This is a genomic window from Binatus sp. (SeqCode), from assembly GCF_035272065.1.
GTDB lineage: Bacteria > Desulfobacterota > Binatia > Binatales > Binataceae > Binatus.
The window spans coordinates 1-24,858 of record NZ_DATEQZ010000093.1 but is presented as its reverse complement, the minus strand read 5'-3'; the positions used below and the strand labels follow the sequence as shown (position 1 = coordinate 24,858).

Here is a 24,858-nt window from a genome sequence, read left to right as displayed (position 1 = left end):
GTGAATCAAGAATGTGCGCGCCGCGTGGGCCGCGCAAGCATCAATTGCAGGAAATGCCAGAACGGGCGATTATCGAACTCAGCAATATGAGCCGGCTGCGGATTCCGATTTATTTCGACTACGCCTCGACGCTTTGCTACATCGCGTGGCGAATCGTTACTCCGCTCGAAGACGAACTCGGCTTCGAGGCGCTGTGGAAGGGCGTGCCGATCGCGGCGCGCGATTTCCGTACCAAACCGGGCCGCGTGCTTAGCGAGCGCGAGCGTCAGAAAGTGCTGTTCGTCGCGGCGGAGACGGGCGTTCGCGTCGCGCCGCCGTCGAGCTGGATCGATTCGATGCCCGCGCTGCAAGGATCGGAGGTCGCGCGCGACGCCGGCGTTTTCGCAGCGTATCACGACGCGGTCTTTCGCGCGGCGTTCGACGACGGCGCCGACATCGCGGATCCCAAAGTGCTCGACGCGATTGCTGAACGTTCCGGCCTCGATCGCTCGAAGCTCCGCGCGGCGCTGGACAGCGGAGCAATGATGGCACGCCTCGACGAGCACAAGCGCGAGGCCGACGAGTTTTCCGCGCTCGGCTACCCGACGTTTATCCTGGGGGATTTTCCGATGATTGGAATACAGCCAACCGAATCGATGCGCCTGCTGCTCGGCCGCTTCATCCGTCAGCGCGCCGAGGAACCGCAAGCCTAGCGCGCCAGGAACACCGGGCACGGCGAGTTGCGCAGCACGTACTCTGTGGTCGAGCCGAGCACCATCTCGATAATCCTGCTGTGCCCGTAGGCGCCGATGAACAGCATGTCGGCGTCGTGCTCCTTGAGGAACTTCACGATTTCCTCGTTGGCGTGGCCCTGCAACAGCTTGAACTCGGCCTTGGGCGTGTAATTTTCGAAGTAGGTGCGCGCCTCGGCCAGCGTCCGCTCGCCGAGTTTTGGATCGCGCGCGCAGGTGACGACGGTTATCGGAACGCCGAGGCCGTTGGCGATTTCCGCCGCCGAGCGCATCGCGCGCGACGCACGTTCGCTGCCGTCGTACGCAAGCACGGGCCGTTTGACCTCGCGAAACTTGTTCGGCGAAATGAACAACTGGCGCGGAGATTTGCGCGCCACGCTTTCCGCCGTCGAACCCAGCAACCCGGTTGAGAATTTTTCGTTGACCCCGCGATGGCCGATCATCACGAGGTCGGCGCTGCGCGCACGATCGCAAATCTGGTTGGCGACGATGCCCATGTCGAGCACGGTTTCGACGGCCAGATTCTCGCGGCGCGCGGCGGCGGCAAATTCGTCGAGCACGCCGCGGCCGCGGGCGGTCAGCACCTCGCGCATCTTGGACGAAAAATCCAGATATGGCTCCAGCCCGAGCGAACCTGATATATCATGGAAAAACGAGCCTTCGATCGACACGATATCGACGACATGCAATCCAATCAGCGACGCATTGAAGATTCGCGCAAAGTAGAAGGCGTACTGTTGCGCGTTTTTGGAATGATCGGAGGTGTCGATGCCGACAAGGATTTTCTTGATCAAGCGCGTAACCTCCGCGTCAGCTACCGCGATAACATGCCGCGCGGTTATGCCTCAAGAGGCGGCGTTGTAGCAACCGAATTCGATGGTGCAGGTGGGCGGATCAAATGAGCGAACTGAGTGAAGCGCGGATGATGAGAATCGTGGACGAGCTCGCCGAGGCTGCGCAGCGCGTCGGGCTCGAGGTCCGTCGCGAGAAGATCATGCGCGAAATCGGCTACCGCACGCGTGGCGGCGCATGCCGGCTGCGCGAGAAGAACCTGCTCATCATCGACCGCGATCAGCCTGCCGCGGAGCAGCTCGAAGTAATTGCCGAAGCGCTGCGCTCGCGCGATTTCGAATCCTTGTATCTGTCCCCGGCGGCGCGGCGCATCGTGCACCTCGGAGATGCGCCATCCTGAGTGCCGAGATGCCGCGTCCCGGCGAAAGCGCCACGCCTGGCCACACCGTAATCGATCGCAAACCCGCGATCAGCGCGGAACAGCGGATGCTCACCTTCCACGCCCGCCTCAAGGAGCGCGGGCTCAAGTCCACCGGCCAGCGCGACGACATCGCGCGCGTGTTCTTCGAGCACGGTCATCATATCAGCGCCGAAGAACTGTACGCCGAGGTCAAGAAGATCAACCCGCACGTCGGCTATGCGACGATCTACCGGACGCTGCGCCTGCTCAAGGAATGCGCGCTGTTGTATGAGCGGCATTTCGATGAAGGCCAGGCGCGTTACGAGGCCGTCGGCGAGCGTCATCACGATCATTTCATCTGCGAGCGATGCGGCCGGATTATCGAATTCGAGAACGCCGCGATCGAGCGGATGCAAACCATCGTCGCCCGCGATCTCGGCGTGACTCTCACCCGGCACAAGATGGAACTGTACGGAATCTGCTCCGATTGCGACAACGCTCAGCAGGGCATGTAGTCGTAGATAGCCACTCGAATAGCCAGACCCGGCATCAGGAGGGCACGGCGATGATCAAAGCGCGCGGATTGAAGCACATCAATCTCAACGTCAGGGACATCGCTCGCTCGCTCAAGTTTTACCAGGAAGCATTCGGTCTCGAGGTTAAATTCTGGGAAGGGAAGAAGATGGTTTTCCTTCATTCGCCCGGCGTGAACGACACAATCACCCTGTGCCAGGCCAAGGCGGACGATCCGGTCGCAGGTGGAGGAGTGTCGCATTTCGGCTTCTCGATCGGGAAAAACAACCTCGACGAAATGGTCCGCCAGGTCGAACAAGCGGGCGGAAAACTGAAGAGCCGCGGCGAGCATGAACCTGGTCACCCATACGCATACCTCGCCGATCCCGACGGCTATGTGATCGAGTTGGGAAATTCGTAATGAAGCACGCGGGACCAGCGGCGCTCGATCAACTCGAGCCTATCCTCGAAGAAATTCGGCGGCTCGGCGGACTCAAAGAGAAAAAACGCGGTGCGTTCTACTGCGGCTCAATCGGGTTTCTGCATTTCCATGAAGACCCGGCCGGATTTTTCGCCGACCTGAAGATTGACGGCGATTTCGTGCGCTTCCCGATCAACTCGAAGACTCAGACGCAAACTTTCCTGCGACGCGCCGCGGCCGCGCTCAATTCCGCGAAGAGCGCCCGCCGCCACGCCGACGCTGACTAGTCCGCTGTCCGAGCGCAACTCCGAATCTGCTGTCGGGACCGGCGCGATGGCGAAAATTCATGTCGTTGCCGCAATGCGGACAATTGATGTCGTTGTACCTGACGAATCGCCCGCAGAACGGACACATGTAGCGGTGCCTCGCCTTCCAATAGAAGTACCCCGCTGTCACCGCGACCATCAGCAGTCCGACTATTGTTTGCCGCACTCGACTTGTTCCGACGCTTTCAGACGACGCCTTGCTTCAGCGAGTCATCGAGCGCACCGATATTGACGCGATGGCCCTCGGCCATCACGACCAGGAACGCTTTGAGCTGCGCGTCGCCAATGGTCGGGACGTTTTCCTCGATCTTGCGAATCACCCATCGCTGGCCCCGATTCAGCAGCTCGAGCTTGCCACGAAAATCTCCGACCGCGCGGATCTTCTCGACAAAGTCGCCGGTCTTCGTCGACGGACTGCCGCCGAGCCGCCGCACATGGGCCGCCAACTCTCCCGCATAGTAGCCCTCGTCGTGGCCGACCTTCTTGAGCATCTCGCGCAGCTCCAGCGAATGCGCCAGCTCGGTTAGCTCGTGCAGGACGCGGCCGCCGGCGCGCTCGGCTTCAGCCAACGAATTGAGAAATCCTTCAAGTTGCGAGTCCACTGAATTGCCTCCAGCCTCGGTTCGACGATTAGAGCATCGGCACCACCGGACAATACGCGGCGCTGAAAATCGCGTGACCGCTGAGCGCCGCGCGAATCAGCTCGATGACCGGCTCGACGAGCCGCGCCGCCGGCCGCTGCGCAATCGACCCGACCATCTTGCCGCTCGCCAGCGATTGCAGCAGACCGGGCTGCTCGGGCAGTTCGATGATTCCGACGGGCTGATCGGGCGCCAGGCGCGCCAGTCCCTTCGCGGCCGCCATCGCCTCATCCAGCCCGCCGAGCGAATCGACCAGCTTAAGCTTGATCGCCTGCTCGCCCGTCCAGACTCGTCCCTGCGCAACCGCGTCGGCCTGCTCGACCGTGATATGGCGGCCGGCCGCGACCAGTTTAAGGAAGTACTGGTAGTTGCGCATGATGTCATCCTGGAACTGTTTGGATTGCGCGGGCGTGAAGTCGGTCCACATGTCGAACATCCCGACGTTCGCGCCGCGGCTCACCGCGTCGGTGTTCGCATAAAGTTTCTGCGCGGCGGGCGTGATGTTGAATTTCCCGCCGAGCACGCCGATCGAGCCGGTGATCGTGCCGGGCTCGGCGATAATCTTCGCGGCCGGAATCGAGATCAGGTATCCGCCCGACGCGGCGTATCCCGACATGCTGACGACCACGGGTTTCTTCTTGGCGGTGAGCTCGACCTCGCGGTCGATGAGCTCCGACGCGAGCATCGAGCCGCCGGGCGAGTTCACTCTCAGAATCACGGCGCGCACGTCGTCGTTCTCGCGCGCGGACTTGAGCGCTTCAGACATGTCGTCGGAAGTCACCGCCGTGGTTTCGGGACCTGAAAATGGATCGAAGCCTTCGCCGCCGCGCTGGATCTCTCCATCCCCATAAATCACCGCGATTTGATTCCCGCCCAAGTTGGAAAACAGGCTCGCACGAGCGTAACTAGTGTAGTCGATTTCCTTGTGAACCGTGCCGCCGTGGTTTTTCACACGCTCGGTGAATTCGTCTTCGTATTCGAGTCTATCGACGAGCTTCGCCTTCAGGCCCTCGTCCGCATTCAACGGCGCTTGATCGATCAGCGCTTTAATCGCGTCGGGACTCAGCTTGCGCTCGGCGCCGATGCCGGCGACGATCTGATCGAACAGGCTGCCGGCCAGCCCTTCGTCCTCTTCCTTTTGCGCCGGCGTGAAGTCCTTGTTGGTAAACATGTTGGCGGCGCTCTTGTATTGCCCGGCCGACGCGAAGTTCGGCGTGATCCCCATCCAGTCGAGCGTGCCGCGCATAAAGAGCTCGCGCAGTTGCACTCCCATCAGGTTGAGATCGCCTCGCGGCATCAGCGAGACTTCGTCGGCGGCGCTCGCGACGAGGTAGGGCAGGTTGCCCAGGCCCGATTCGCCGGCGGTCTCGATGTAGGCGGCCGTCCATTTGCCGTGGCTCTTGAACGACTGAATGAGCGCGACGATCTCCTGCGCCTGCGCGAGTTCCATCTCGGGGTTGATGACCTTGATCTCCATGCCGACGATTTTCGGATCCCTCGCACCCTGATCGATCGCATTGCGCAGCACGTTGAGCGACGTCTGACTTTTGCTCAACAAGCCAAGCACGCCGGTAGCGCCGCGCTCGCCGACCGTTCCGTCAAGTTCGACCGACAAAACCGAATTGGGCTGCACGCGATGCGAGATATATTCCGAGATGGCGACTATCGCGAACAGCACCACAACGATGATCGCGGTTCGAAAAACCCATCGAATAAAGCGTCTGAACATTCACTCCTCCGAAACGCGCAGCGGATTACGCGCTGCCGGGCGCATTCCCTTGACAGCCGCAACTGGTATGAATAGCCAACCATACCCGATTGCATCGAGCCAGTCGCCAAAATACGGCCGCCCGAGCCTGCCGCGCCCGAACTTTTGATGAACCAGCGCGAGGCCGGCGCGATTCATCTGAGGATCGTCGCACTCGCATTCGCCGCCTGGATTTTCGACTTCTACGATCTCGTACTCTACTAGTTCCTGCTGGTCCCCGTCGCGCGCGAACTCCATCTGACGCCGGAGCAATCGTCGCTCGCGCTGGGTACGTCGCTGCTGATGACGGCTCTCGGCGGAGTCGTCTTCGGCTTCCTCGGCGATCGCTTCGGGCGAAAACCGATGATCGCGGCGACGGTCGCGATCTACGGCGTCGGCGCCGCGCTATGCGGATTCAGCCAGAGTCTCGCGCAACTAATAGTGTTTCGCTCGATAACCGGGCTCGGCATGGGCGGCGGATGGGCCCCAGGACAAAGTCTGGTCGCCGAGAGCGTGCCGGCCGACCGCCGCGCGCGATACGCCGCATACGTGCAGACGGGCGCGCCGCTCGGGGTGTTGCTTGCGGCGGCAGCAGGCGGTTATCTCGCACCGGCCGTCGGATGGCGTCTGACGTTCATGCTCTCCGGCGTGCCCGCAATATTTGTCGTCGCCGCAGTGTTGAAGTGGATGCCGGAAAGCGACGTCTGGCGCCGTACTCGCACCGATCTTAAACGCGGTGTGGACTTGCGTGCGATTCTCGTACATCGGCGCATCTTCGCGCTGCTCTTCGTCGTCGTCCTGCTGAACTCCGAGGCGTACTGGTTCACGTACACCTGGATGCCGGGATACCTGGAACTCAAGCGCGGCCTCACAGCAGTGGCCGCGAGTCATCTGCTGATCAAGATGCAGATAGGCGGCGTGCTCGGCTACCTGACGTTCGGGCGCATCGCTGACAGATTCGGCCGCCGGCCTGCATTCTGCGCATACGGCCTGCTGATGGCGGCCGGCACGATCCCGCCGACCATCCTGTGGACTTCGGCGGTCGCCGTGCGCGGACTCATCTCGGCTGCAATGTTCACGGCAGGTTTCGGCACCGGCATCTGGGCGGGCGTCGCGCCGATGATTGCAGAATTACTGCCGACGCGAATCCGCAATACATCGCTCGGATTGCTGTTGAACGTCACGCGCGGATTTCAGTTCTTCACGCCGATCCTGATTGCGGCGCTCGGCGCGCGGTTCGGTTTCGGCGTGACGCTGTCACTCGGCGCCGTCTTCTCGACGCTGGGCGCCCTGCTTGTGTGGATACTGCCCGAAACCCGCGGCCGCTCAATAACCGCGCTCGATTGATCTTGCCTCCCACGTTCGTCGGGGGAGGCCGACGCTCGTCTTCGAGCGGCGGGTGGGGGACCAAATTTCCGAGGTTCCGAATGTGCGGCGCTGCAGACAATCGCGCCGCAATTCGTCCCCCACCCTAACCCTCCCCCCGACGAACGTGGGAGGGAATCAGAAGTACGCCACACTCGACTGACATCACGGCGAGCTGCCCAGCGGCTTGTGCTCGACCGTTGAGCTGTCGAGGTACGGCTCGTCGCCGAGCCACGTGACGTGAAGCGTCGTCACGGCTTCGACGCCTTGCAGCATCAGGTCCGCCGTCATCGTTTGCGTGCGCGATCCTCCAGCGCTGCGGCGGCCGTCGGTCAGCGCCTCGGCCATCGCGCGTCCGGCTGGAGCCACACCGTCGGGTCCGATATTTGGCAGCGTGCCGAGTATTTCCGTGATCGTCGGCGCGACGTCGGTGTTCGCGGTCGGATTGAAATCGACAAACCCGCGCCGGAAGTCCGGGCCCGCCGCCGCACAAAAATTGTGAATCTCGCGCTCGCCCGCTGCGCCATGCATCCCCATGCCGGTCGTGAACGTCTGGCTGGTCCCGGTGTCGGCGTACACGACTCCCTTCACCGGATGCACCAGCGCGGCCGATTTGTTCGGCGTCGAGACTTGTCCGATCTGGCCTATCAGAAACGCGGGATTGCCGGAGCCCGTGAGGCCCTTGTTGTCGGCGTCGGGCTCCTCGCGAAATGAAATCACCAGGTCCGGCGAGCGCGCGGCATTGTACAGTCCCACGACGCGCTGGCTGAAGGTGCCGTCGATCCATCCGAGGTACGGCTTCGGCACGCGCTGACGCCGTCCGCGGCGGGTCGACTCATCAGGCGCAGTCGCCGGGTCGCGCGAGAAGATCGGCCCGCACCATTCCTGCGCCTCGGCGAAGTTGACGATCTTCTGCAACACCGCGCGGCGCGACTCCGGCGTGGGGAAATCGGTGGGCGAGAGGTACACCAGGTCCGCGCCGCCGTTGGGGACGACGATCATGTCGGTGCTGTCGCGCGATTTCTTGATGCCGGCTGACACCAGCATCTCCGACAGCACGATGCGGAACTTGATCGTCGCGAAGCCGTGATCTGAAACGACGATCAGGTCGGTCTTGTCCGCGATTCCCAACGCGTCGATCGCCGCGCGCACTCGCATCAGGTTGTTGTCGCAAAGGCTGAGCGCCTCCATCGCGGGGATCGTGCCCAACCCTGCCACGTGCTGCGTGAGATCGGGATTATGCTGCCAGAAGACGACGAGCGCCGGCTTCCCCGCGTCCGCCGCGCGCTTGGCCGCCGGCAGAGCGTCTTCCACCGCCAGCCGGGCGTAGTACAAATCGCGCGGCCCGTCGGCCACCGTAGTTTTCGAATCGGACGGTACCGTGATCTTCTGACTCTCCGATGCGGGCCCAACGAAGTCTTCCGACGCGAACAGGTAGTCCTTGTGCGGCTCGCCGACAATGTCCTTGCCGTCGACGATCGTCGCAACGCGGTTGTCGATCACCGAGGTCGGCCCCTGCTTGCCAATCACGCCGACGTAGCCGCCTTCGCGCGCGACTTCCTGCGCGATCGTGTCGAGCCCGATCAGCCGTCCCTTGAATTCGTCGGTCTTGTTCAAGTTCAGGATCGCCATGGCGCCCTCGGCCCCGACGATCTGACCCTTGGACCTATTTGCCGAGGGCGCCACGTAAAAGTTGTTGCCCACGAGTCCGTTGACGCCGGGCGGCGCTCCGGTGGCGAGCGCGGTCGCGTTCACCATCGTGAGCGTCGGGAAGATCGAGTGATGCTTGTCGAAGCGCACGCCCTCGCGCGCCAGCCGAAAAAGATTCGGCGTATCGCGCTGCGTGACGAAGTCGGGGCGCAGCCCGTCCCACACCATCAGCACCACGATACGGCCGCGCCCGCGATGTGCAGCAGTGGAATCTTGTGCGCGAGTCGGCGCGGCGATGAACACGAGCAGGAGCGCGAGAATTTCGGACAACCGTCGACTGAACATTCGATCGGTCATCAAAGCGGCCCGCAAGCGACCGTGTCAATCGCTCTTCGTGATCGGTTTGACCGCCGGCGTCCGCGGATGCGCCTTGAAAAATTCCCAGATGGCGTCGGTCGCGTTCAGGCTGTCGCTCGGCTCGCCCACCCATTTTTCCGGCAGCCGATTCTTGCCGCCCGGCCAGATGTGCCCCAATCCTCTGACCCTGTAATACTCGACCTCTCCGCCCTTGGCGCACTCATCGTAAGTGATTTCCAGCACGCCATTGCCGCGCGCAGTCTGCACTTCCGGACCGCACTCAAGCATCCGTTCCCATTCTTTGAGCGAATCCTCGACCGGTGGGCGATCCTCAATTTTCCCCCAGGGCAGTTTCACCTTGCCGCCATCGAGCGGATTGAGCGGGTCGGCGGTGCCTATTATGTAGAGCAGCGGAACGGGATACGCGAGCTGTTTTTCCTGCTCCCAAAGATGGCCCGCGACGGGCGCTATCGCCGCGATTCGATTCGATAGGTTGAGCCCCACGCTGAACGTCATCGAGGCGCCATTGGAAAAGCCGGTGCAATAGATTCTGTCCGGGTCGGCGGCGTAGCGCGCCTCGAGGAAGTAGATCATCGCGGAGACAAAGCCGAGGTCGTCCACCTTATCCACGCCAATCGCGCCGCGGCCGGAGCCGTCGTTCCACAGCCGCGGATTCATCAGGAATCGCGCAGGCAACAAGGGATGCGGCGGAGTGCCGTCGGGGAAAACCGCGATGAAGCCCTCGCGATCGGACTTCGCGTCCCATCCCGTCTCGGGAATCGCGCCCTCGCCGCTGCCGCCCCCGCCATGGAGCATGAAGACTACCGGCACTTTCGATTTGCCATCGAATTGCGGCGGCACGTGCACGATGAAGGTGCGCGTCATCTTGTTGGTGCCCGCGCCGACCACGAGCGCTTCGTCGTGATTCCCCGGCGCCGGCACCGGCTGATTCGCGGGCGCACCCGCCGTCGCGGAAACTACCGCGGTCGTCAATATCGCCGCCGCCATGACCGCGAGCGAGAACCTCGAAATCGCAAACCTGCGCATGGCTCAGCGTCTCCCAAGCCCCCTGAAGCTCCAGTTCAATGTACGCCGCGGCTGACGAGTAGTTTCAAGGTGCAACTCGATTTTTGATTTGGTAGCGTGACCGCAGAACTGTACAAGAGATTGGGAGGATCGCCACATTGCGTATTGCACTGCTCGGCCAGGCCGCATTCGCGGAAAGAGCGCTCGCGGCGCTCGTCGAGCACGGCCACGAGATCGTTCACGTCTTCGCTCCGCCCGATGCGCCCACCGGCAAGCCGGATCCGCTCGCCGTGAAGGCGCGCGGGATGAACCTGCCCCTCAGTCAGCCCAAGTCATTCAAGAGCGACGCCGCCTTCGAGCATTTCAAAACGCTCGACGCCGACCTCGCCATTCTCGCCTTCGTCACGTTGATAGTTCCCGAGCGAATTCTCTACGCGCCGCGCTTCAAATCGATCTGCTTTCACCCATCCCTGCTCCCGCGCCATCGCGGCGCCAGCGGCATCAACTGGGCAATCATCCAGGGCGACGCGGAAACGGGAGTCACGTGGTTCTGGCCCGACAAAGGCATCGACACCGGCCCGATCCTCGTGCAGAGGCGCGTGCCGATCGCGGAGACCGACACCGTCGGCTCGATCTACTTCAACACGCTCTTCCCGATGGGCATCGACGCGATGGTCGACGCGGTCAATCTGATCAAATCGGGCAACGCTCCCGCGATAGTGCAGGACGAGAGCAAGGCGACCTACGAGCCGCCATGCCGCGACGAGCACGCAAAGATCGATTTCGCAAAACCAGCGCGCGAAGTCTTCAACCTGATCCGCGGATGCGACCCGCAGCCAGGCGCATTCGCAACAATCGGCGAAGAACGCCTGCGCATGTACGAAGCCAGCTTCTCAGCAAGCAGCTCGGACGCAGCGCCGGGAACAATCGTCGCGATCGATTCCGATGGAATGAGAATCGCGCTCGCAGGCGGCTCGATTACAGTAAAGCGGGCGCGAATCGATCCGAATCCGAAGAAAGTCGCACCCGCCGAGCTAGCAGCCGCGGGCGATCTCAAAGTCGGCACAAAGCTGACGTAAGCGAAAACGCTGCTGGATTCTTGCCTCGCCCGTTTGTCGGGAGAGGCCGACGCTCGTCCTCGAGCGGCGGGTGAGGGAACCAGACGCAGACCTAACTATTTTCCCTTAAGCCGCGGATCATCTCCCGCGACGCATAGCGATTCCGCCGTTCGTTTTGTCATTTCCGATTTGCTCAGCGGATGCATCTTTGCCTTCCGCGTGGCCTTCGCCGCTGCCTGATACTCATCGGGTGTCATCGGATTTTCGATCGCGTCCTTCAGCGACTCATCACACTCCTTCTGGGAATTGAAGCTCACGCCTTTCCTCCACGACGACAACGGCGCGTGCGCATCAACTTTGTTGTCGGCGCCAATCGGCGGAATCATCAGGTACCAAACGACGATCCCGAGTGCGGTGGAGGGGTGGAACTTCATGCAAATCGCTTATCATAGTAGGACGAAATTTATTTCGTCGAATCTTTGTTCTTCTGTAGCGCAATAAATTCCGTCCTCCTTCCCTCCGTCCCCGCTATTCCGCCGCAGTCCTATGCGCTACGATTTGTAGCGTTTTTGAGAGGTGTACCGGGGATGCGACTCTGCATCGGGACGGCCAAGGGCATTGTGATTCTGGATCCCGCGCGCGGTGCGACGCCACTGATGGTACTTGCCGATCCGTCAGCCGTCTGGTGCATGGCGCAGGACGCCGTCGATCCCACGCTCATCTATGCCGGCTCGACCGAGCACGTCCGCGGCAAGGGCACGCTCGCGCGCTCGACCGACGGCGGCCGCACCTGGACCGACGTCACTCCCCCGCTCGCGCGCGAAGAAGAGGTCTGGTCTCTGGCCGCGTCGCCCGCCGTGAAGGATCGTGTGTTCATCGGCACCTCGCACGCGCGATTGTTCCGCAGCGATGATCGCGGGCGCATCTTCAAGGAGTCCGACGGCTTCCTGAAAATCCCCGGCCGCGACCGCTGGACGTTTCCGCCGCCGCCGCACATTCCGCACGTGCGCTCGATCGCGTTCGATCCGCATGAGCCGTCCACGATGTACGTTGGCGTCGAGGAGGGCGGCGTCTTCCGCTCGCGCAACGACGGCGCGTCGTTCGAGCCGCTCAACGACGGCATCTATGCGGACATTCATACCGTCGCGGTGGACTCGCGCGATTCGCGCCGCCTCTACGCCACCACCGGCGCGGGCTTCTACCTGTCGCACAACGCCGGTAAATCCTGGGAGCATGTAACGCGCGGGCTCAATCGCACCTACACGATTCCATTGCTCGTGAGCTCGCCGGACCGCGACGACGTTTTCACCGCGGCCGCGATGGGCCCGCCGCCCACCTGGCGGGTCGGACCGACGGGCGCGGACGCGATGCTGTTCCGCAGCGCCGATCGCGGCGAAAGTTTCACGCCGATTTCCACCGAACAGAGCTTTGGGCGCGGGATGGTGATGCGGATGAAGGCCGACCCGGAGAATGGCGGCTTCTTCGCGGTATGCAACGACGGCACCGTCGTGCGCGCAAGCACCGACGGTTCGTCGCTCGCGGCTATCGCCGAGAAACTGCCGGCCGCCTACGACCTCGCAATCGTCCCGTGAGCCTTTCCTAATCTCCACCCTGTCCGTTCCGGGAGGAGCCTCACCCGGATTCCGTAATTCTGAATAGCTCGCGCGCCTCACCAAGGCCCTTGAGTTCGTGGACTCCTGCTGATTCGAGCGCGATCCCTGAACCTTCCAGCAAGTGCTTCGTGGTGGCTGAAACGAGGACCTCGCCTGCCCCCGCAACCGCTGCTACGCGTGCGGTTTCATGGACGGCCAGGCCTCGTACGTTGTCGCCCACGAACTCGACCTCGCCGGTATGAACCCCAGCTCGAATCGTGATGCCGAGTCCGGAGACCGATCGGCCAATCGACCGCGCGCATCGAACCGCACGGGCGGGACCGTCGAACACCGCAAGGAATCCATCGCCTGTCGTCTGTATCTCGCGCCCTCGAAAACTGTTCAGCTCCAGCCGCACCTGATGGTTATGCTCCAAGAGCAGCTCGCGCCAGGCCGAATCGCCAAGCCGCCTGAGATGCGCGGTCGAGTCCACGATATCGGTGCACAGCACCGCGGCGAGCACGCGATCTCCGTCGGCCGGCGCCGCGAAGACCCGGGCGCTCGCGAACTCGATCGCCTCGAACGGCTCATCCCCGACTACCGTGGCATCGTGACCGGAAGGAATGTCATAGACGTCGTCCACTCCGACTTCGCACACCTCGCCGGCGTCGGTTTCCACCCGTAGCCGTCCGCTGAGAACCACGCCTTGATGGTGAATTTGGCAAGAGCGCGTGCGAGCGATCGGCCCGACGTCACGCGACCAGCGCCAGCCGGGTTCCAAAAAGAACCGACCGACCGTGGTCTCATTGTGAGATACGGTCTCTATCCGGCCATTGGGAAAGCGCCGAACCTGATCTGGACTGCGAAGACTCTTTGCCTGTGGACGCGGCATGGAATTCCTTGCGACAACTCAAGGCCGCTCCTACCGAGCATAGGCACGCCCTCCGGCAGACTCAAGGCTTACCTCAGCTCCACCGGAGTCTGCCCCTCGATCACCTTCTTCGCGATTATCGCCGCCGTCGACCTCGGCACCAGCCGCGTCGCATTGGCGCGCACCCAGTTGAACCATCCTGAGATGACGCTCGGCTGTTTCCCGAGCGCGTCAAGTGCGACCCGCACCACGTTCTCCGCGGGCTCGCCGTGATCGGCGCCCACGCTCTCTCCCGCCACCGACTGAAACTCGGTCTTCGTCGGGCCCGGCTCGATCACAAGCGCATCGACGCCCGTGCCGCGCAGCTCGCCCCATAAACCTTCGCCAAACAGCAAGTCGAATCCCTTGGTCGCGCTGTAAACCGCATGCAGCGGCAGCGGCTGGCGTCCTGCCACACTGCCGACGACGATCACCGCACCGCGTCCGCGCTTGACCATGCCGGGGATGATGCGGCTGGTCAGCACCACCGGCACAACGCAGTTCACCACCACCATCGAGCGCAGCCTGTCCGTCGCGAGCTTGTCGAAACGGCCCGCGTAGCCAAAGCCGGCGTTGTTGACGAGAAATGCGATCGGCAAATCCGCGACCGCGTCCGCCAGCCGATCAGCGCCGTCGTTCGCCGCGAGATCGACGGCGACCACGCGCGTATCGACGTGATGCTTCTCCTTGAGCTCCGCCGCCAGCGCGTTCAGCCGATCCTCGCGCCGCGCCGTCAGCACTATCGACATACCCTCGCGCGCAAGCGCGCGGGCAAACTCAAGCCCGATTCCCGCCGACGCGCCCGTCACCAGAGCCCACTCGCCGTACTTCTCACGATACTTGCGCCGATTGTCTGCCATCGCGATTCCCTCCACGAGAATTGTCCGTGACCGCGCTTCTCTTCCCGTCTCCCTGCAAGGGAGAGGATCGAAGGTGAGGGTCCTTATTCAGCGCGCGCTTGGCGCGCGATTCAAGATTCCGCCTCTGCTCTGGATGGGTGCATCCTATACTCACGCGTCGCGCTATCCGACTAGTATCTGGCAGCTTATGATGCCGCAATCCCGCAACGGAAAACCCGGAGCACACGCCACCGCCGAGCGGCTCGCTACCCGCGGATGGAACGTGTACGCGACTGCGCGCAAACCTGAGTCGATCGCCGACCTCGCGGCGCGCGGATGCAAAACGCTCGCGCTCGACGTATGCGACGAAGCCTCGATGCGCGCGGCGGTGCAAACTGTAGAGCGTGCCGAAGGCGCGGTCGGCGTGCTCATCAACAATGCCGGCTACGGCCTCGAAGGCGCGTTCGAGGAAGTGCCAATGACCGACATCCGCCACCAGTTCGAAACCAACGTATTCGGCCTGATCGCGATGACCAAGCTGGTGCTGCCCGCGATGCGCCGTCAGCGATGGGGCCGCGTCGTCAACCTCAGCTCAATGGGCGGCAAGCTCACTTTCCCCGGCGGCGCTTACTATCACGCGACCAAGCACGCAGTCGAAGCGCTCAGCGACGCGCTGCGGTTCGAAGTGAAAGGCTTCGGCATCAACGTGATCGTCATCGAGCCCGGCCCAATCAAAACGCGCTTCGGCGACACCGCCGTCAGCAACATCGCGATGCCCAAGGATTCCCCCTACGCGGCATTCAACGTTGTGTTGGAAAAACAGATCCGCGAAGCCTACGAAGGCGGCCCGATGGCCCGCTTCGCCGCCCCGCCTGACGCCGTCGCCGATGTGATCGCAAAAGCCATCACCGCGGCAAGTCCAAAAACCCGCTACAAAGTAACGTTAGCCGCCCGCGTCCTGATGGGTCTGCGCCGCATCCTCCCCGACCGCGCCTTCGACGCCTTCCTTCGCACTCAATTCCCCCCTCCGGCGCCATAACCTACACAGCCAACGCCAGATCTTGCCTCCCACGTTCGTCGGGGGAGGCCGACGCCCGTCTGCGAGCGGCGGGTGGGGGACCTTTCGTTCTGAATTTTGGGTTCTGGCACAACAGTTCAGGGATGAACTATTCAGCCTTATGCCTCAGCACCTGCCGTGCTAACCCTTAGTTATGGACCATCACTCACAATCCTCCACGTTCGCTCAATCCCCGAAAATCCTCTTCGGCAACCCAGCATCGAATCACGCGACCACCGTGCTCGCTGCAAAAATCAATTTTGACGGAACGAAGCTACCCTTGGTGTATACCGCTTCCCGAAACCACAACTAATGGTGTATTTCCCGTTTTCGCTGTTGGTTTTGCGGGAACTTGCCAGCTTGACAGGATCACGAAGAAAAAGCGAAGATAGCCGTGCCGTCAGATGAACACTGCCGCCTCACTGCCATTCTATTCGCCGCCGCCCGACGGCCTCGACGCCACGCGCGGCGTCGACTTTATCGAGATGCCGGTGCGGCAGATTCTCAATCGATGCGACAGCCCGCGCGTGCCGTTTCGATGGACCATCAACCCGTATCGCGGCTGCGAGTTCGGATGCGTGTACTGCTACGCGCGCTACACGCACGATTTTCTCGAGCTGCACGACCCGATGGACTTCGAGCGCAAGATTTTCGTCAAGCGGATGGCGGCCGAGGTCCTGGCGCGCACGCTCTCGCGCACGCCAATCGGCACCGACGCGATCGCAATCGGCACGGCGACCGACCCGTATCAGCCGGCCGAGCGGAAATACGGGCTGACGCGCTCGATGCTCGAAGTTTTCGCGCAACTGTCGGGGCTGGAGTTGTCGATCACGACCAAATCCAGCTTGATCGTTCGCGACCTCGAGTGGCTCAAAAAGATTAATCGGCGCTCGAAGCTGTCGGTGAACTTCTCGCTGATAACGCTCGATCGAAAACTGCAACGAATCCTTGAGCCGCGAGCGCCGCGCCCGGGCCTGCGGCTGCGCGCGCTGTTCGAGCTGGCGCGGGCGGGTATCCGATGCAACGTGCTGATGATGCCGATGATTCCGGGGCTGACGGACGATCCCGCGGCGATCGAGAGCGTGATTCGCGGGGCGCATCGCGCGGGCGCATCGGGAGTGTGGTGGCGTTCGCTGTTTCTGAAACCGGCGGCGGCGCGCCGATTCATTCCTTTCGTCAGGGAGCGATTCCCGCATCTGGCGGAGCGTATCGATATGTTTTACGCGCGCGCCGAGTACGTTCCGCGTGCGTATGACGATCGGATGGGCGTGATTTTCGACCGCATCCGCGCGCGCTACGGCTTCCCCCTCAAGCACGAACCCAGCATGGTGCGGCCGCCCGTCGCGCCGCAGCCACCGCGCCAGAGCTCGTTGTTTTCTTAATACCGGGTGCAGGGGTCACCCCTGCTGGTGCGCGGGGCGGGACTTGAACCCGCACGGTATTGCTACCACCAGCCCCTCAAACTGGCGTGTCTGCCATTCCACCACCCGCGCATCGTGCGTACCGGCCGGAGCGAGGTTGAGGGTCTGAGCGCTCCGGCGCGAATTCGAAAGTACAGCTACTGCTTCTATTACTTCGCCGACGACGGCGTCGCGGGTCCGGCGGGGTTTTGACCGGCTGGGGCCGGCGCCGCGGGAAGCGCGTTCTTGGGCGCCTGCTTCGACGCCGGCATCACACTCGACGGCGCCGACGAGAACGGCCGATCGAAGATACTGCCGGTCACGCGCCGCGCAGAAGCCAGCGCCAGGAAGATCGAGCTCGCGAAAAAAATAATCGCCAGCCCCCAGGTCGCCTTGGTCAGCGCGTTGCCTGCTCCGCTGGCGCCAAAGACGGTCTGGCTCGAACCGCCGAAAACGGCGCCGACCTCCGCACCCTTGCCCTGCTGCAGCAGGATAATGATGCACATGGCAACGCAGACGATCACATGAACCGAAACAACGATTGAAACCATTTTGTCTTCTTCAGCGAGTCCGCGCCCTGACGATGCGCGCGAACGAGTCAGCCTTTAAGCTTGCCCCGCCGACCAGAGCCCCGTCAATATCGGGCTTGGAGACGAGCGAGTCAACATTGTCGGCGTTTACGCTGCCGCCGTAAATTATCCGCACCGCCGACGCGCGCTCGGCGCCGTAGCCTTCGAGGATCGCGCCGCGGATCGCGCCGTGGACAGATTGCGCCTGCTCGGGCGTCGCGGTGCGCCCGGTGCCGATCGCCCACACCGGCTCGTACGCAATCGCCACTGCGGTCACCTGATCGTCGCCGACGTTCTCGAGCCCGCACCGGAGCTGGTGCAGCACGACCTCCAGCGCACGGCCACTGTCGTGTTCGTCCTGGGTCTCGCCGACGCACAGAATCGGCGCCATACGGTGCTTGAGCGCGGCGAGCACCTTTTTGTTAATCAGTTCGTCGGTTTCATGAAAAATGTGGCGGCGCTCCGAATGGCCAACGATGACGTGGGTCACGCCAAAGGCCTTCAGCATCGGCGGCGAGATTTCGCCGGTGAACGCGCCTTTGTCCTCGTAGTGCATATTTTGCGCGCCCAGCAGGATCGACGAGCCCGCCAGCGCCTGCGCCACGGCCGGGGTGAGAATATCTGGCGGCGCGACCATCACGTCGCGATCTTTCGCCAGCGCCGCGGCGTCGCGATCGATCTCGGCGCGGATTGCGGCGATGAGCGCGCGGGCCTCGAGCGGCCCAAGATGCATCTTCCAGTTCCCGGCGATTAGTTTCCTGCGCACGCGCGTCCTTCCTGTGTGTACGCTGTCAGACTTCGAGCGCCTTCACGCCAGGCAGCTCGCGGCCTTCCAGAAATTCGAGCGTGGCTCCGCCACCGGTCGAGATATGCGTGAACTTGTTCGCCCAGGGCGCATGCGCGAAGGCGGCAGCCGTGTCGCCACCGCCGATTATCGAAATGACGCCCGATCGATCGGCGAGCGCCTCACCGACCCGCATCGTGCCGTCGGCGAACGCCGGGATCTCGAAAAATCCGAGCGGGCCGTTCCAAATAACGGTTTTGGCACGCGCGATTTCCGCGATAAACGCCGCCGCGGTATCCGGTCCGATGTCGAGCCCCATCATCTCGGAGGGAATATCGGTGACTGTATGAGGCGCCGCGCCGGCTTCCGGAGCGGATGCGACAATATGATCCGACGGCAGGACGATTTTGACGCCTATCCGCGCGGCCTCGACGAGCAACTCGCCCGCGAGCTCGAGCTTGTCGTCTTCGACGAGCGAGCGGCCGACGGCGACGCCCTGAGCCTTGAGAAACGTATACGCCATCGCGCCGCCAATCAGGATCGCATTGACCTTGGTCAGCAGATTTCTGATGAGGCCAATCTTGTCGGAGACTTTTGCGCCGCCCAGGATCGCCACCGACGGGCGCTGCGGATTCTCGGTAACCGCGCGCAACGCGTCGAGCTCGCGCATCATCAGGAATCCGGCCGCGCGCTCCGCGATGAATCGGGTGACTCCGACCGTCGAGGCGTGCGCGCGATGCGCGGAGCCGAAGCCGTCGTTCACGTAGACCTGTTTGTGGCGCGCCAGTTCATGCGAGAAGTCGCGATCGTTGGCTTCCTCTTCTCTGTGGAAGCGCAGATTTTCGAGCAGAATCGCTTCGCCCGGCTTGAGCGCCTCGATCATCTTGCCGGTGTGATCGCCGATGCAGTCGGGCGCGAGCGCGACCTTCTGCCCGAGCGCGTTCGATAGATACTCGGCGACCGGCTTGAGGCTGAGCTCGGCGCTGCGCTCTTTGGGACGCCCCAAATGCGAGCAGAGCACGGCCGTTCCGCCATGCTCGAGGATGTAGCGAATGGTGTCGAGGCTCGCGTCGATTCGCGCCGGATCCTGGATCTTTCCCTCGTGGATCGGCACGTTGAAATCGCATCGCACCAGCACCTTCTTGTCTTTGAACTCAAGGCGCGTGATCGGTAAAACGGGCATCGCAGCCACTCACTCCCGGGTCAGTTCGGTTGCCGCAGCTAAAGCTTTGCCGCGACGAACGCGGCGACATCCGCGAGCCGGTTCGAGTAGCCCCATTCGTTGTCGTACCACGAAAATACTTTCACCAGCCGGTTTCCAATCACCTTGGTCAACGGCGCGTCGAAGATCGACGAATGCGGATCGCCGTTGAGATCGACCGAGACGATCGGCGCCTCGCTGTAGGCGAGAATCCCCTTGAGCGGGCCGTCCGCCGCCGCTTTCATCGCGGCGTTGACGGATTTTACGTCGGCGTCCTTGTCAACCGTCACGGTCAGGTCAACCAGCGAGACGTTCGCCGTCGGCACTCTGATCGCGAGTCCGTCGAGCTTGCCCTTGAGCGCGGGCAGCACCAGGCCGATCGCTTTCGCGGCGCCGGTCGAGGTCGGGATCATCGAGACCGCCGCGGAGCGCGCGCGCCGCAGATCCTTGTGCGGCCCATCCTGCAGATTCTGATCCGAGGTGTAACTATGCACGGTGGTCATCAGGCCGTGGACGATTCCGAAACTGTCGTGCAGGACCTTGCCAACCGGCGCGAGGCAGTTGGTCGTGCATGACGCGTTGGATATCACGTCGTGCTTTTTCGCGTCGTAAGCATTCTGATTGACGCCCAGGCATAGCGTGACGTCGGCGCCGTCGGCGGGAGCGCTGATCACGACTTTCTTCGCGCCGGCAGAAAGATGCATCGCGGCCTTGTCGCGCGCCGTGAACAGGCCGGTGGATTCGACGACCACCTGCACGCCGAGTTTGCTCCACGGCAATTTGGCGGGATCGCGTTCCGCCAGCACCTGGAGCGGCTTGCCGTCGAGGAAAATAATCCCGCCTTCGGCTTTGACCTCATGACGCAGCGTACCGTGAATGGAATCGTATTTGAGCAGATGCGCGAGGGTGGGCGCATCGGTGATATCGTTGACGGCTACGATCTCGAGTTCCTTTTTGGCCAGGGCGGCGCGCAGGAACATTCTGCCGATCCGGCCGAATCCGTTTATCCCGACTTTTATCGCCACCGATCAATCCTCCCGAGAGTTCGTTGCGTGCCCGTGAAAAAGTGAAAAGTGAAAAAGTGAAAAGTGAAATCCTCAAAAGCAACAACCCGAACCTTAGATAAGTCCGGGTCCGATGTACAGATTGTACGCCGGGGCGCGTCGCGAATGCAGAGAGCGCGGGGAAGGGGAAATCACTTTATTGAATGTGAAACCCACCGTGGGGTGCAGGGGTGACCCCTGCACCCGATGATAAGAGAAGATGCGGCCTAACGGCCTGTTAGAACAGGTAAAAGGGGAGGAGGCGGATGATTTTGGCAGGTAGGAGGGGTTGTCGGCTTGATTGCGGATGTGTTTACGGCGCCGGCGCGGGCAGCCGGGTAATCGAGCGCAAATACACGAACATCGCTCCCGAGAACAGCATCACGTCCAGCGCGAGCTCCAGCCACATTCTCGATCGCGATGGCGCGCCGACCCCGAAGCATCCGCAGTCGAGCGTGAGACCTCGAAGCAGCGCGGACGCCAACGCCGTGAAAAACACTACAGATATAACAGCGACCGCGAGCGCTCCGATCCGCCTGGTCCATGGCCCAAGCAGCAGGACGCCGCATGCGATCTCGAATGGCGGCAGACCCATCACGAGCAGATTGATGAACACCGCCGGCACGATCGCGAACGCAGCAGTGCTATCGGCGAACTGCAGCGGGTCGCGGAGCTTGTCGATGCCCGCGTAAATGAATACGGCAGCCACGGCTATGCTGACTGCGAGCACCGCATAGTTGCGACGCAAATTGCCGGGCGGCATCATCGTACGCTCCCTGTCGAGGCAGGCATCCCTGCCGCCGACCACGCATCCCATCCGCCGGTGAAGACGCTGACGTTGCTGAAGCCGAGACTCAGCAACGCGTTGGCGACGAGCCGGCTGTCATGGCATTCACCGCCGGCACAGTACACGATGATCGGCTTGTCAGTGGCGGCCTTCAGCGGGAGAGATAGCTGCCGGTAATCTTGCGCGAAGTCGTCGCGCGCGAGGTTCAACGCTCCCGGTACGTGCCCCTGTTCGAAAAACAGGGACGGCCGGGCATCAAGGATGAGTGCGCTTTTGCTGGCGACGGCTGAACGGAATTCGTCAAGTCCGACGGTTGCCGCCGGTGCGATCTTAAACGGCGGCGCCGCAACCAGCGTCGTCAGCTCAGCATCGAACCGCTGCTCCGGCGTTTTGTAGACGATAGGAAGCGGACTGAGCGAAAACCGGTTGATCACGAGTCCAGCCGCCAGCGACGCAATCGCGAGGATCGCAACACCGCCGAGATCGCGCACAATCTGCCATGCGAGGCTCCTCGCTTGAGGCAGGCGCGCCGGATCGGGAGTGGCGATCGACCCTGCTGAAGTCCGGCAATTGCGCGAGTTCAGGTCGGAGTTGGGCACTGGTTCAGTTTAAGGGCCTTAATTGTGCCGGTCCGGAGACGGCGGCAGTGGGGAAGATTGGCTCCTTGCAAATCGCCACGCGGAGATTCCAATGAGAAAGTAAAAAACCGTCAACAGGCTTAATGGAACGATCCCGAGAACGTAAGGCCATTGGCGCATCAGGGGTAGATAAGCGTTTGGGAAAAAAACCTGAACTAAGAGTGTGATTAGTCCAAGCGCTGCAAGCGCAAAACAAACCCATTGAAGCGGCACGTATTTCAAGGGATCGAACTTGACCACGACCGCTCTTATAGCACGTATCCCGGCAAGTAGGCTCACCGGCGGGCGAAGGCGATGCAGGCGCGGCACGGGGAAGAATCCGTGCTGGTTTTGGGCGCGCGGATAGCGTTATAATTCGTCAATCTCCAGCCGAATGATTCCGGCGAGTAGGCTCACCTGCCGGCGAGGGGCGACGCGGGCATAGCACGGGCTCGGAGCGTTGGCAGCGACCAGAGGTGGCCATGCTGGTATTTCTAATCCATGTTCGGGACCCGCAATTTTACGCCGTGCCGGCGGACGGGCGCGCGAAAAACGGCAACCTGCGCATTATGGGGTTCCCGCCGATCGGAATCATGTCGCTCTCGGCGGTGCTCAAGCGTGCCGGCCATGAATGCGTGATGTTCGACCAGGCCAACAGCGAGACTCCCAACCAGGTCATCGTCGAGCAGATTCGCAAGCGGCGGCCGCAACTGGTCGGGTTGAGTTTTCTGAGCACGACCAGTTATCCCTACGCCAAGATTCTCGCCCGCCAGATCCGCGCCGTCGATTCCAAGGTCAAAGTCGCCATCGGCGGCGTGTTCGCGACGCTGAATGCGCCCCTGGTGAAACTGCAATGCAGCGAAGTGGATTTTGTCTGCCGCGGTGACGGTGAGCAGTTAATTCTCGACCTGGTTGACCAGCTCGACAATCCGGCGGCTGTCGGCGGGCTGACCTGGGCGCGAGACGGCCAGGTGGTAAACAATCCGGACCGCGCGGTCGAGCGCGACCTCGACCAGTGGCCTTTTCCGGACCGCGAAAGCCTCGCGCTGGACTTCATCGAGTCGATGCCGCTGGATGTGCCCACGGTTCTGTCAATGGACCGTTTCACCACGATGCAGACGTCGCGCGGATGCCCGTGGCCCTGCGTTTTCTGCGACATTCCGATCTTCAACCAGAGCAAGTGGCGCTCGCGCAGCCCTGAGCACGTGCTCGCGGAATTCAAACATCTGAAGGAACACGGCTACGGCGCGGTGTACTTTGTCGACGATCATTTCCTGCTGCAACCCAAACGGATCGAAGCCATCTGCAAAGGGCTAATCGAGAGCGGTCCGAGCATCCACTGGGGATGCGAGGGCAGGGTCGATTCGGTCGCCCAACATCTGTTTCCGGCGATGGCAAAGGCCAATTGCCGCACTCTGATGTTCGGGATCGAGAGCGGCAGTCAGAAGGTCCTGGACCGGCTCAAGAAGGAGCAGACGCTTAAGGAAGTTGAGACCGCGGTCGCGAACGCCAAGCGGGCGGGAATCGAAATCGTGCACGGCTTCTTCACGGTCGGCAACCCCGACGAGACCGTGGCCGACCTGAGGGCGACATTTGATTTTGCCGCACGGCTGCCGCTCGACACGTTCAACTTCAACCGCCTATGCGTCTATCGCGGCACCCCGTTGTGGCAGGAATATGTCCGCCGCAACCTGGTCGACGAGGCCCGCGACTGGTTCAAGTATTTCAAGTGTTCCGAGATCGATCCGACCTGCCTGCCGGGCGAGGTGATCAACCGCGAGCGCAGCGCGGGTTTTCGCAGAATATTCCGCTACAAGCTGCTTCATTATCCGCTGCAGACCGTGCGGCTGCTGCGCCGTTTCACGCGCTTCATGCCGATGCGCGACGTGGTTTACCTGATTCTCAAGCCCTTCCTCGGCAAGCCGCGCGGACCCACGCCGGCTGAGACCCTTTCGCGCGCCGTCGAGCATGCGGAACTTAAGGACTCGGCCGCAGCGCTGACCCAGGTCAGCGACGAGAGGTTCGAGCAGGCGATTGCCGAGTCGCAGGCCGAACGGGCTCTAACTCAGCACGGGTCATGAAGTCCGGATAAACCGCGGGCGCGCGAGCGGCGGGATGACCGTGCTGGTTTTGGGCGCGCTGATACCCTTATAATAGACCGATTATTCAGCCGAATGGCGGTTTTATGCTCCATCAGGTGAGTGGTGCAGGCGGGTTGGGTGTGGTGGAACTGGTGCTGGGCACGGGCCCGGTGGTGGCAGTCGTGTTGTGGCTGCTGGTGGCCTTTTCGGTCGGCAGTTGGGGTATCATCCTTTACAAACTGATTGAGATTTCGCGAGCGCGGCGCCAGTCCGAACGCTTCATCGCGATCTTCTGGGAATCGAAGAACCTCGCCGCGATTCACACCGCGAGCGTCGGCCTCAAGCGCAGCCCGGTCGCGCAGGTTTTCCGCGCCGGCTACCAGGAGCTCCTGCAACTCACCCGCGCCAAGCGCCAGGCGGTGGGCGCGGAAAGCGGCTTCTCGACCGATCTCGGCGGAATCGCCAACGTGATGCGCGCGATGAAGCGCCAGGAAAACGTCGAGCTGACCAAGCTCGAGTCCGGCATCACCTTCCTCGCCACCACCGGTTCGACCTGCCCGTTCATCGGGCTGTTCGGCACCGTGTGGGGAATAATGACGGCGTTCCTTGGCCTGTCGGCATCGCATACGTCGAGCATCCAGGCGGTCGCGCCCGGAATCGCCGAGGCGCTGATCACGACCGCGGTCGGCCTGGTCGCCGCGATCCCGGCGCAGATGTTCTACAACTACTTCATCGCGCGGGTGCGAGTGCTGGCGACTGAGATGGATAATTTCACCTCCGAATTTTTGAACATCGCCGAGCGTCATTTCCTTTCGTAGGCGCCGGATTCAATGGCATTCGATTCAGGACAGCGCGGGCAGATGGTTTCCCAGATCAACGTCACGCCGCTGGTGGACGTGATGCTGGTGCTGCTGGTCATCTTTATGGTCACGGCGCCGATTATTCAGCAGG

The 24,858-nt window shown here is 62.3% G+C and carries 27 protein-coding genes and 1 tRNA gene; 13 read left to right on the top strand and 15 right to left on the bottom strand.

Features of this window, described 5'->3' with window-relative positions; all coding sequences use genetic code 11:
* Positions 1-53: 53 nt before the first annotated feature.
* Positions 54-692, top strand: a complete 639-nt coding sequence (locus VJX68_RS16155) for a DsbA family protein (protein WP_324096748.1) — start codon at positions 54-56, stop codon at positions 690-692.
* On the opposite strand, the gene VJX68_RS16150 is transcribed toward VJX68_RS16155, so the two are convergent.
* Positions 689-1,525, bottom strand: coding sequence for a universal stress protein (locus VJX68_RS16150; protein ID WP_324096747.1), 837 nt, complete (start codon positions 1,523-1,525; stop codon positions 689-691). The genes VJX68_RS16155 and VJX68_RS16150 overlap by 4 nt on opposite strands.
* A gap of 104 nt (positions 1,526-1,629) precedes the next feature.
* On the opposite strand from VJX68_RS16150, the gene VJX68_RS16145 reads away from it, so the two are divergent.
* From VJX68_RS16145 to VJX68_RS16130, 4 genes are read left to right on the top strand one after another with little or no spacing between them, the layout of a single operon-like run.
* A complete protein-coding gene (locus VJX68_RS16145) occupies positions 1,630-1,923 on the top strand; it encodes a hypothetical protein (RefSeq protein ID WP_324096746.1) in 294 nt (97 codons plus the stop codon).
* A gap of 8 nt (positions 1,924-1,931) precedes the next feature.
* Positions 1,932-2,438: a Fur family transcriptional regulator gene (locus tag VJX68_RS16140; protein ID WP_324096745.1), complete on the top strand. Its 507-nt coding sequence runs from the start codon at positions 1,932-1,934 to the stop codon at positions 2,436-2,438.
* A 50-nt stretch (positions 2,439-2,488) separates the two neighbouring features.
* Positions 2,489-2,857, top strand: a complete 369-nt coding sequence (locus tag VJX68_RS16135) for a VOC family protein (RefSeq protein ID WP_324096744.1) — start codon at positions 2,489-2,491, stop codon at positions 2,855-2,857.
* The gene (locus VJX68_RS16130; protein WP_324096743.1) at positions 2,857-3,144 is read left to right on the top strand and encodes a hypothetical protein; all 288 of its coding nucleotides are present in this window, start codon (positions 2,857-2,859) and stop codon (positions 3,142-3,144) included. The genes VJX68_RS16135 and VJX68_RS16130 overlap by 1 nt, the downstream gene beginning before the upstream one ends.
* 224 nt (positions 3,145-3,368) lie before the next feature.
* On the opposite strand, the gene VJX68_RS16125 is transcribed toward VJX68_RS16130, so the two are convergent.
* Both VJX68_RS16125 and sppA read right to left on the bottom strand, forming a co-directional pair.
* Positions 3,369-3,785, bottom strand: coding sequence for a DUF6306 domain-containing protein (locus VJX68_RS16125; RefSeq protein ID WP_324096742.1), 417 nt, complete (start codon positions 3,783-3,785; stop codon positions 3,369-3,371).
* A gap of 28 nt (positions 3,786-3,813) precedes the next feature.
* On the bottom strand, positions 3,814-5,553 hold the full coding sequence (sppA, locus tag VJX68_RS16120) for a signal peptide peptidase SppA (protein WP_324096741.1): 1,740 nt from the start codon (positions 5,551-5,553) through the stop codon (positions 3,814-3,816).
* A 246-nt stretch (positions 5,554-5,799) separates the two neighbouring features.
* Here sppA and VJX68_RS16115 point away from each other — a divergent pair, with 246 nt between their 5' ends.
* On the top strand, positions 5,800-6,918 hold the full coding sequence (locus tag VJX68_RS16115; RefSeq protein ID WP_324096762.1) for an MFS transporter: 1,119 nt from the start codon (positions 5,800-5,802) through the stop codon (positions 6,916-6,918).
* A 183-nt stretch (positions 6,919-7,101) separates the two neighbouring features.
* Here VJX68_RS16115 and VJX68_RS16110 read toward each other — a convergent pair whose 3' ends face one another.
* A complete protein-coding gene (locus tag VJX68_RS16110; RefSeq protein ID WP_324096740.1) occupies positions 7,102-8,931 on the bottom strand; it encodes an alkaline phosphatase family protein in 1,830 nt (609 codons plus the stop codon).
* 36 nt (positions 8,932-8,967) lie between these two features.
* Positions 8,968-9,990, bottom strand: coding sequence for a CE1 family esterase (locus tag VJX68_RS16105; protein ID WP_324096739.1), 1,023 nt, complete (start codon positions 9,988-9,990; stop codon positions 8,968-8,970).
* 137 nt (positions 9,991-10,127) lie between these two features.
* Here VJX68_RS16105 and VJX68_RS16100 point away from each other — a divergent pair, with 137 nt between their 5' ends.
* Entirely contained in the window at positions 10,128-11,048 is a 921-nt protein-coding gene (locus tag VJX68_RS16100) for a methionyl-tRNA formyltransferase (protein WP_324096738.1), read from the top strand.
* Positions 11,049-11,143: 95 nt separating this feature from the next.
* Here the strand turns inward: VJX68_RS16100 and VJX68_RS16095 are convergent, their stop codons facing one another.
* Positions 11,144-11,461 (bottom strand): hypothetical protein, encoded by a 318-nt coding sequence (locus tag VJX68_RS16095; RefSeq protein ID WP_324096737.1) that lies wholly within the window; start codon positions 11,459-11,461, stop codon positions 11,144-11,146.
* A 153-nt stretch (positions 11,462-11,614) separates the two neighbouring features.
* Here VJX68_RS16095 and VJX68_RS16090 point away from each other — a divergent pair, with 153 nt between their 5' ends.
* The gene (locus tag VJX68_RS16090; protein WP_324096736.1) at positions 11,615-12,619 is read left to right on the top strand and encodes a WD40/YVTN/BNR-like repeat-containing protein; all 1,005 of its coding nucleotides are present in this window, start codon (positions 11,615-11,617) and stop codon (positions 12,617-12,619) included.
* Between the two features lie 40 nt (positions 12,620-12,659).
* Here VJX68_RS16090 and VJX68_RS16085 read toward each other — a convergent pair whose 3' ends face one another.
* Together VJX68_RS16085 and VJX68_RS16080 are read right to left on the bottom strand one after the other, a co-directional pair.
* Entirely contained in the window at positions 12,660-13,298 is a 639-nt protein-coding gene (locus tag VJX68_RS16085; RefSeq protein WP_324096735.1) for an adenylate/guanylate cyclase domain-containing protein, read from the bottom strand.
* 281 nt (positions 13,299-13,579) lie between these two features.
* A complete protein-coding gene (locus tag VJX68_RS16080) occupies positions 13,580-14,389 on the bottom strand; it encodes an SDR family NAD(P)-dependent oxidoreductase (RefSeq protein ID WP_324096734.1) in 810 nt (269 codons plus the stop codon).
* 73 nt (positions 14,390-14,462) lie between these two features.
* On the opposite strand from VJX68_RS16080, the gene VJX68_RS16075 reads away from it, so the two are divergent.
* On the top strand, positions 14,463-15,407 hold the full coding sequence (locus VJX68_RS16075) for an SDR family NAD(P)-dependent oxidoreductase (RefSeq protein WP_324096733.1): 945 nt from the start codon (positions 14,463-14,465) through the stop codon (positions 15,405-15,407).
* Between the two features lie 422 nt (positions 15,408-15,829).
* Positions 15,830-16,807, top strand: coding sequence for an SPL family radical SAM protein (locus tag VJX68_RS16070; RefSeq protein WP_324096732.1), 978 nt, complete (start codon positions 15,830-15,832; stop codon positions 16,805-16,807).
* Positions 16,808-16,832: 25 nt separating this feature from the next.
* On the opposite strand, the gene VJX68_RS16065 is transcribed toward VJX68_RS16070, so the two are convergent.
* The 7 genes from VJX68_RS16065 to VJX68_RS16035 all read right to left on the bottom strand — a co-directional run bounded on the left by VJX68_RS16065 (position 16,833) and on the right by VJX68_RS16035 (position 21,808).
* A tRNA-Leu gene (locus VJX68_RS16065) sits at positions 16,833-16,918 on the bottom strand.
* A gap of 77 nt (positions 16,919-16,995) precedes the next feature.
* Positions 16,996-17,376, bottom strand: a complete 381-nt coding sequence (secG, locus tag VJX68_RS16060; protein ID WP_324096731.1) for a preprotein translocase subunit SecG — start codon at positions 17,374-17,376, stop codon at positions 16,996-16,998.
* Positions 17,377-17,386: 10 nt separating this feature from the next.
* A complete protein-coding gene (gene tpiA / locus VJX68_RS16055; RefSeq protein ID WP_324096730.1) occupies positions 17,387-18,160 on the bottom strand; it encodes a triose-phosphate isomerase in 774 nt (257 codons plus the stop codon).
* Positions 18,161-18,185: 25 nt separating this feature from the next.
* Positions 18,186-19,361 carry a phosphoglycerate kinase gene (locus tag VJX68_RS16050; RefSeq protein WP_324096729.1) on the bottom strand — a complete coding sequence of 392 codons (1,176 nt, stop codon included), beginning with the start codon at positions 19,359-19,361 and terminating at the stop codon, positions 18,186-18,188.
* 38 nt (positions 19,362-19,399) lie between these two features.
* Entirely contained in the window at positions 19,400-20,404 is a 1,005-nt protein-coding gene (gap, locus tag VJX68_RS16045; protein WP_324096728.1) for a type I glyceraldehyde-3-phosphate dehydrogenase, read from the bottom strand.
* A 331-nt stretch (positions 20,405-20,735) separates the two neighbouring features.
* Complete coding sequence (locus VJX68_RS16040; protein WP_324096727.1) at positions 20,736-21,188, bottom strand: MauE/DoxX family redox-associated membrane protein; 453 nt, start codon at positions 21,186-21,188, stop codon at positions 20,736-20,738.
* Positions 21,185-21,808, bottom strand: a complete 624-nt coding sequence (locus tag VJX68_RS16035; protein WP_324096726.1) for a rhodanese-like domain-containing protein — start codon at positions 21,806-21,808, stop codon at positions 21,185-21,187. Before VJX68_RS16035 ends, VJX68_RS16040 begins: the two co-directional genes overlap by 4 nt.
* A 500-nt stretch (positions 21,809-22,308) precedes the next feature.
* Between VJX68_RS16035 and VJX68_RS16030 the strand changes: the two genes are divergently transcribed.
* From VJX68_RS16030 to VJX68_RS19185, 3 genes are all read left to right on the top strand, one after another.
* Positions 22,309-23,907, top strand: a complete 1,599-nt coding sequence (locus VJX68_RS16030; RefSeq protein WP_324096725.1) for a B12-binding domain-containing radical SAM protein — start codon at positions 22,309-22,311, stop codon at positions 23,905-23,907.
* Positions 23,908-24,023: 116 nt separating this feature from the next.
* Positions 24,024-24,725: a MotA/TolQ/ExbB proton channel family protein gene (locus VJX68_RS16025; protein WP_324096724.1), complete on the top strand. Its 702-nt coding sequence runs from the start codon at positions 24,024-24,026 to the stop codon at positions 24,723-24,725.
* 12 nt (positions 24,726-24,737) lie between these two features.
* Positions 24,738-24,858, top strand: a 121-nt coding sequence (locus tag VJX68_RS19185) for a biopolymer transporter ExbD (protein ID WP_349255931.1), incomplete at its 3' end; no start/stop codon positions are given.

Bases quoted from the DNA above. Each gene is read 5' to 3' on its own strand.
- VJX68_RS16155 (WP_324096748.1), top strand. From the start codon at position 54: ATGCCAGAACGGGCGATTATCGAACTCAGCAATATGAGCCGGCTGCGG.
- VJX68_RS16145 (WP_324096746.1), top strand. From the start codon at position 1,630: ATGAGCGAACTGAGTGAAGCGCGGATGATGAGAATCGTGGACGAGCTC.
- VJX68_RS16140 (WP_324096745.1), top strand. From the start codon at position 1,932: ATGCCGCGTCCCGGCGAAAGCGCCACGCCTGGCCACACCGTAATCGAT.
- VJX68_RS16135 (WP_324096744.1), top strand. From the start codon at position 2,489: ATGATCAAAGCGCGCGGATTGAAGCACATCAATCTCAACGTCAGGGAC.
- VJX68_RS16130 (WP_324096743.1), top strand. From the start codon at position 2,857: ATGAAGCACGCGGGACCAGCGGCGCTCGATCAACTCGAGCCTATCCTC.
- sppA (WP_324096741.1), bottom strand. From the start codon at position 5,553: ATGTTCAGACGCTTTATTCGATGGGTTTTTCGAACCGCGATCATCGTT.
- VJX68_RS16110 (WP_324096740.1), bottom strand. From the start codon at position 8,931: ATGTTCAGTCGACGGTTGTCCGAAATTCTCGCGCTCCTGCTCGTGTTC.
- VJX68_RS16105 (WP_324096739.1), bottom strand. From the start codon at position 9,990: ATGCGCAGGTTTGCGATTTCGAGGTTCTCGCTCGCGGTCATGGCGGCG.
- VJX68_RS16095 (WP_324096737.1), bottom strand. From the start codon at position 11,461: ATGAAGTTCCACCCCTCCACCGCACTCGGGATCGTCGTTTGGTACCTG.
- VJX68_RS16090 (WP_324096736.1), top strand. From the start codon at position 11,615: ATGCGACTCTGCATCGGGACGGCCAAGGGCATTGTGATTCTGGATCCC.
- VJX68_RS16080 (WP_324096734.1), bottom strand. From the start codon at position 14,389: ATGGCAGACAATCGGCGCAAGTATCGTGAGAAGTACGGCGAGTGGGCT.
- VJX68_RS16070 (WP_324096732.1), top strand. From the start codon at position 15,830: ATGAACACTGCCGCCTCACTGCCATTCTATTCGCCGCCGCCCGACGGC.
- secG (WP_324096731.1), bottom strand. From the start codon at position 17,376: ATGGTTTCAATCGTTGTTTCGGTTCATGTGATCGTCTGCGTTGCCATG.
- VJX68_RS16050 (WP_324096729.1), bottom strand. From the start codon at position 19,361: ATGCCCGTTTTACCGATCACGCGCCTTGAGTTCAAAGACAAGAAGGTG.
- VJX68_RS16040 (WP_324096727.1), bottom strand. From the start codon at position 21,188: ATGATGCCGCCCGGCAATTTGCGTCGCAACTATGCGGTGCTCGCAGTC.
- VJX68_RS16030 (WP_324096725.1), top strand. From the start codon at position 22,309: ATGCTGGTATTTCTAATCCATGTTCGGGACCCGCAATTTTACGCCGTG.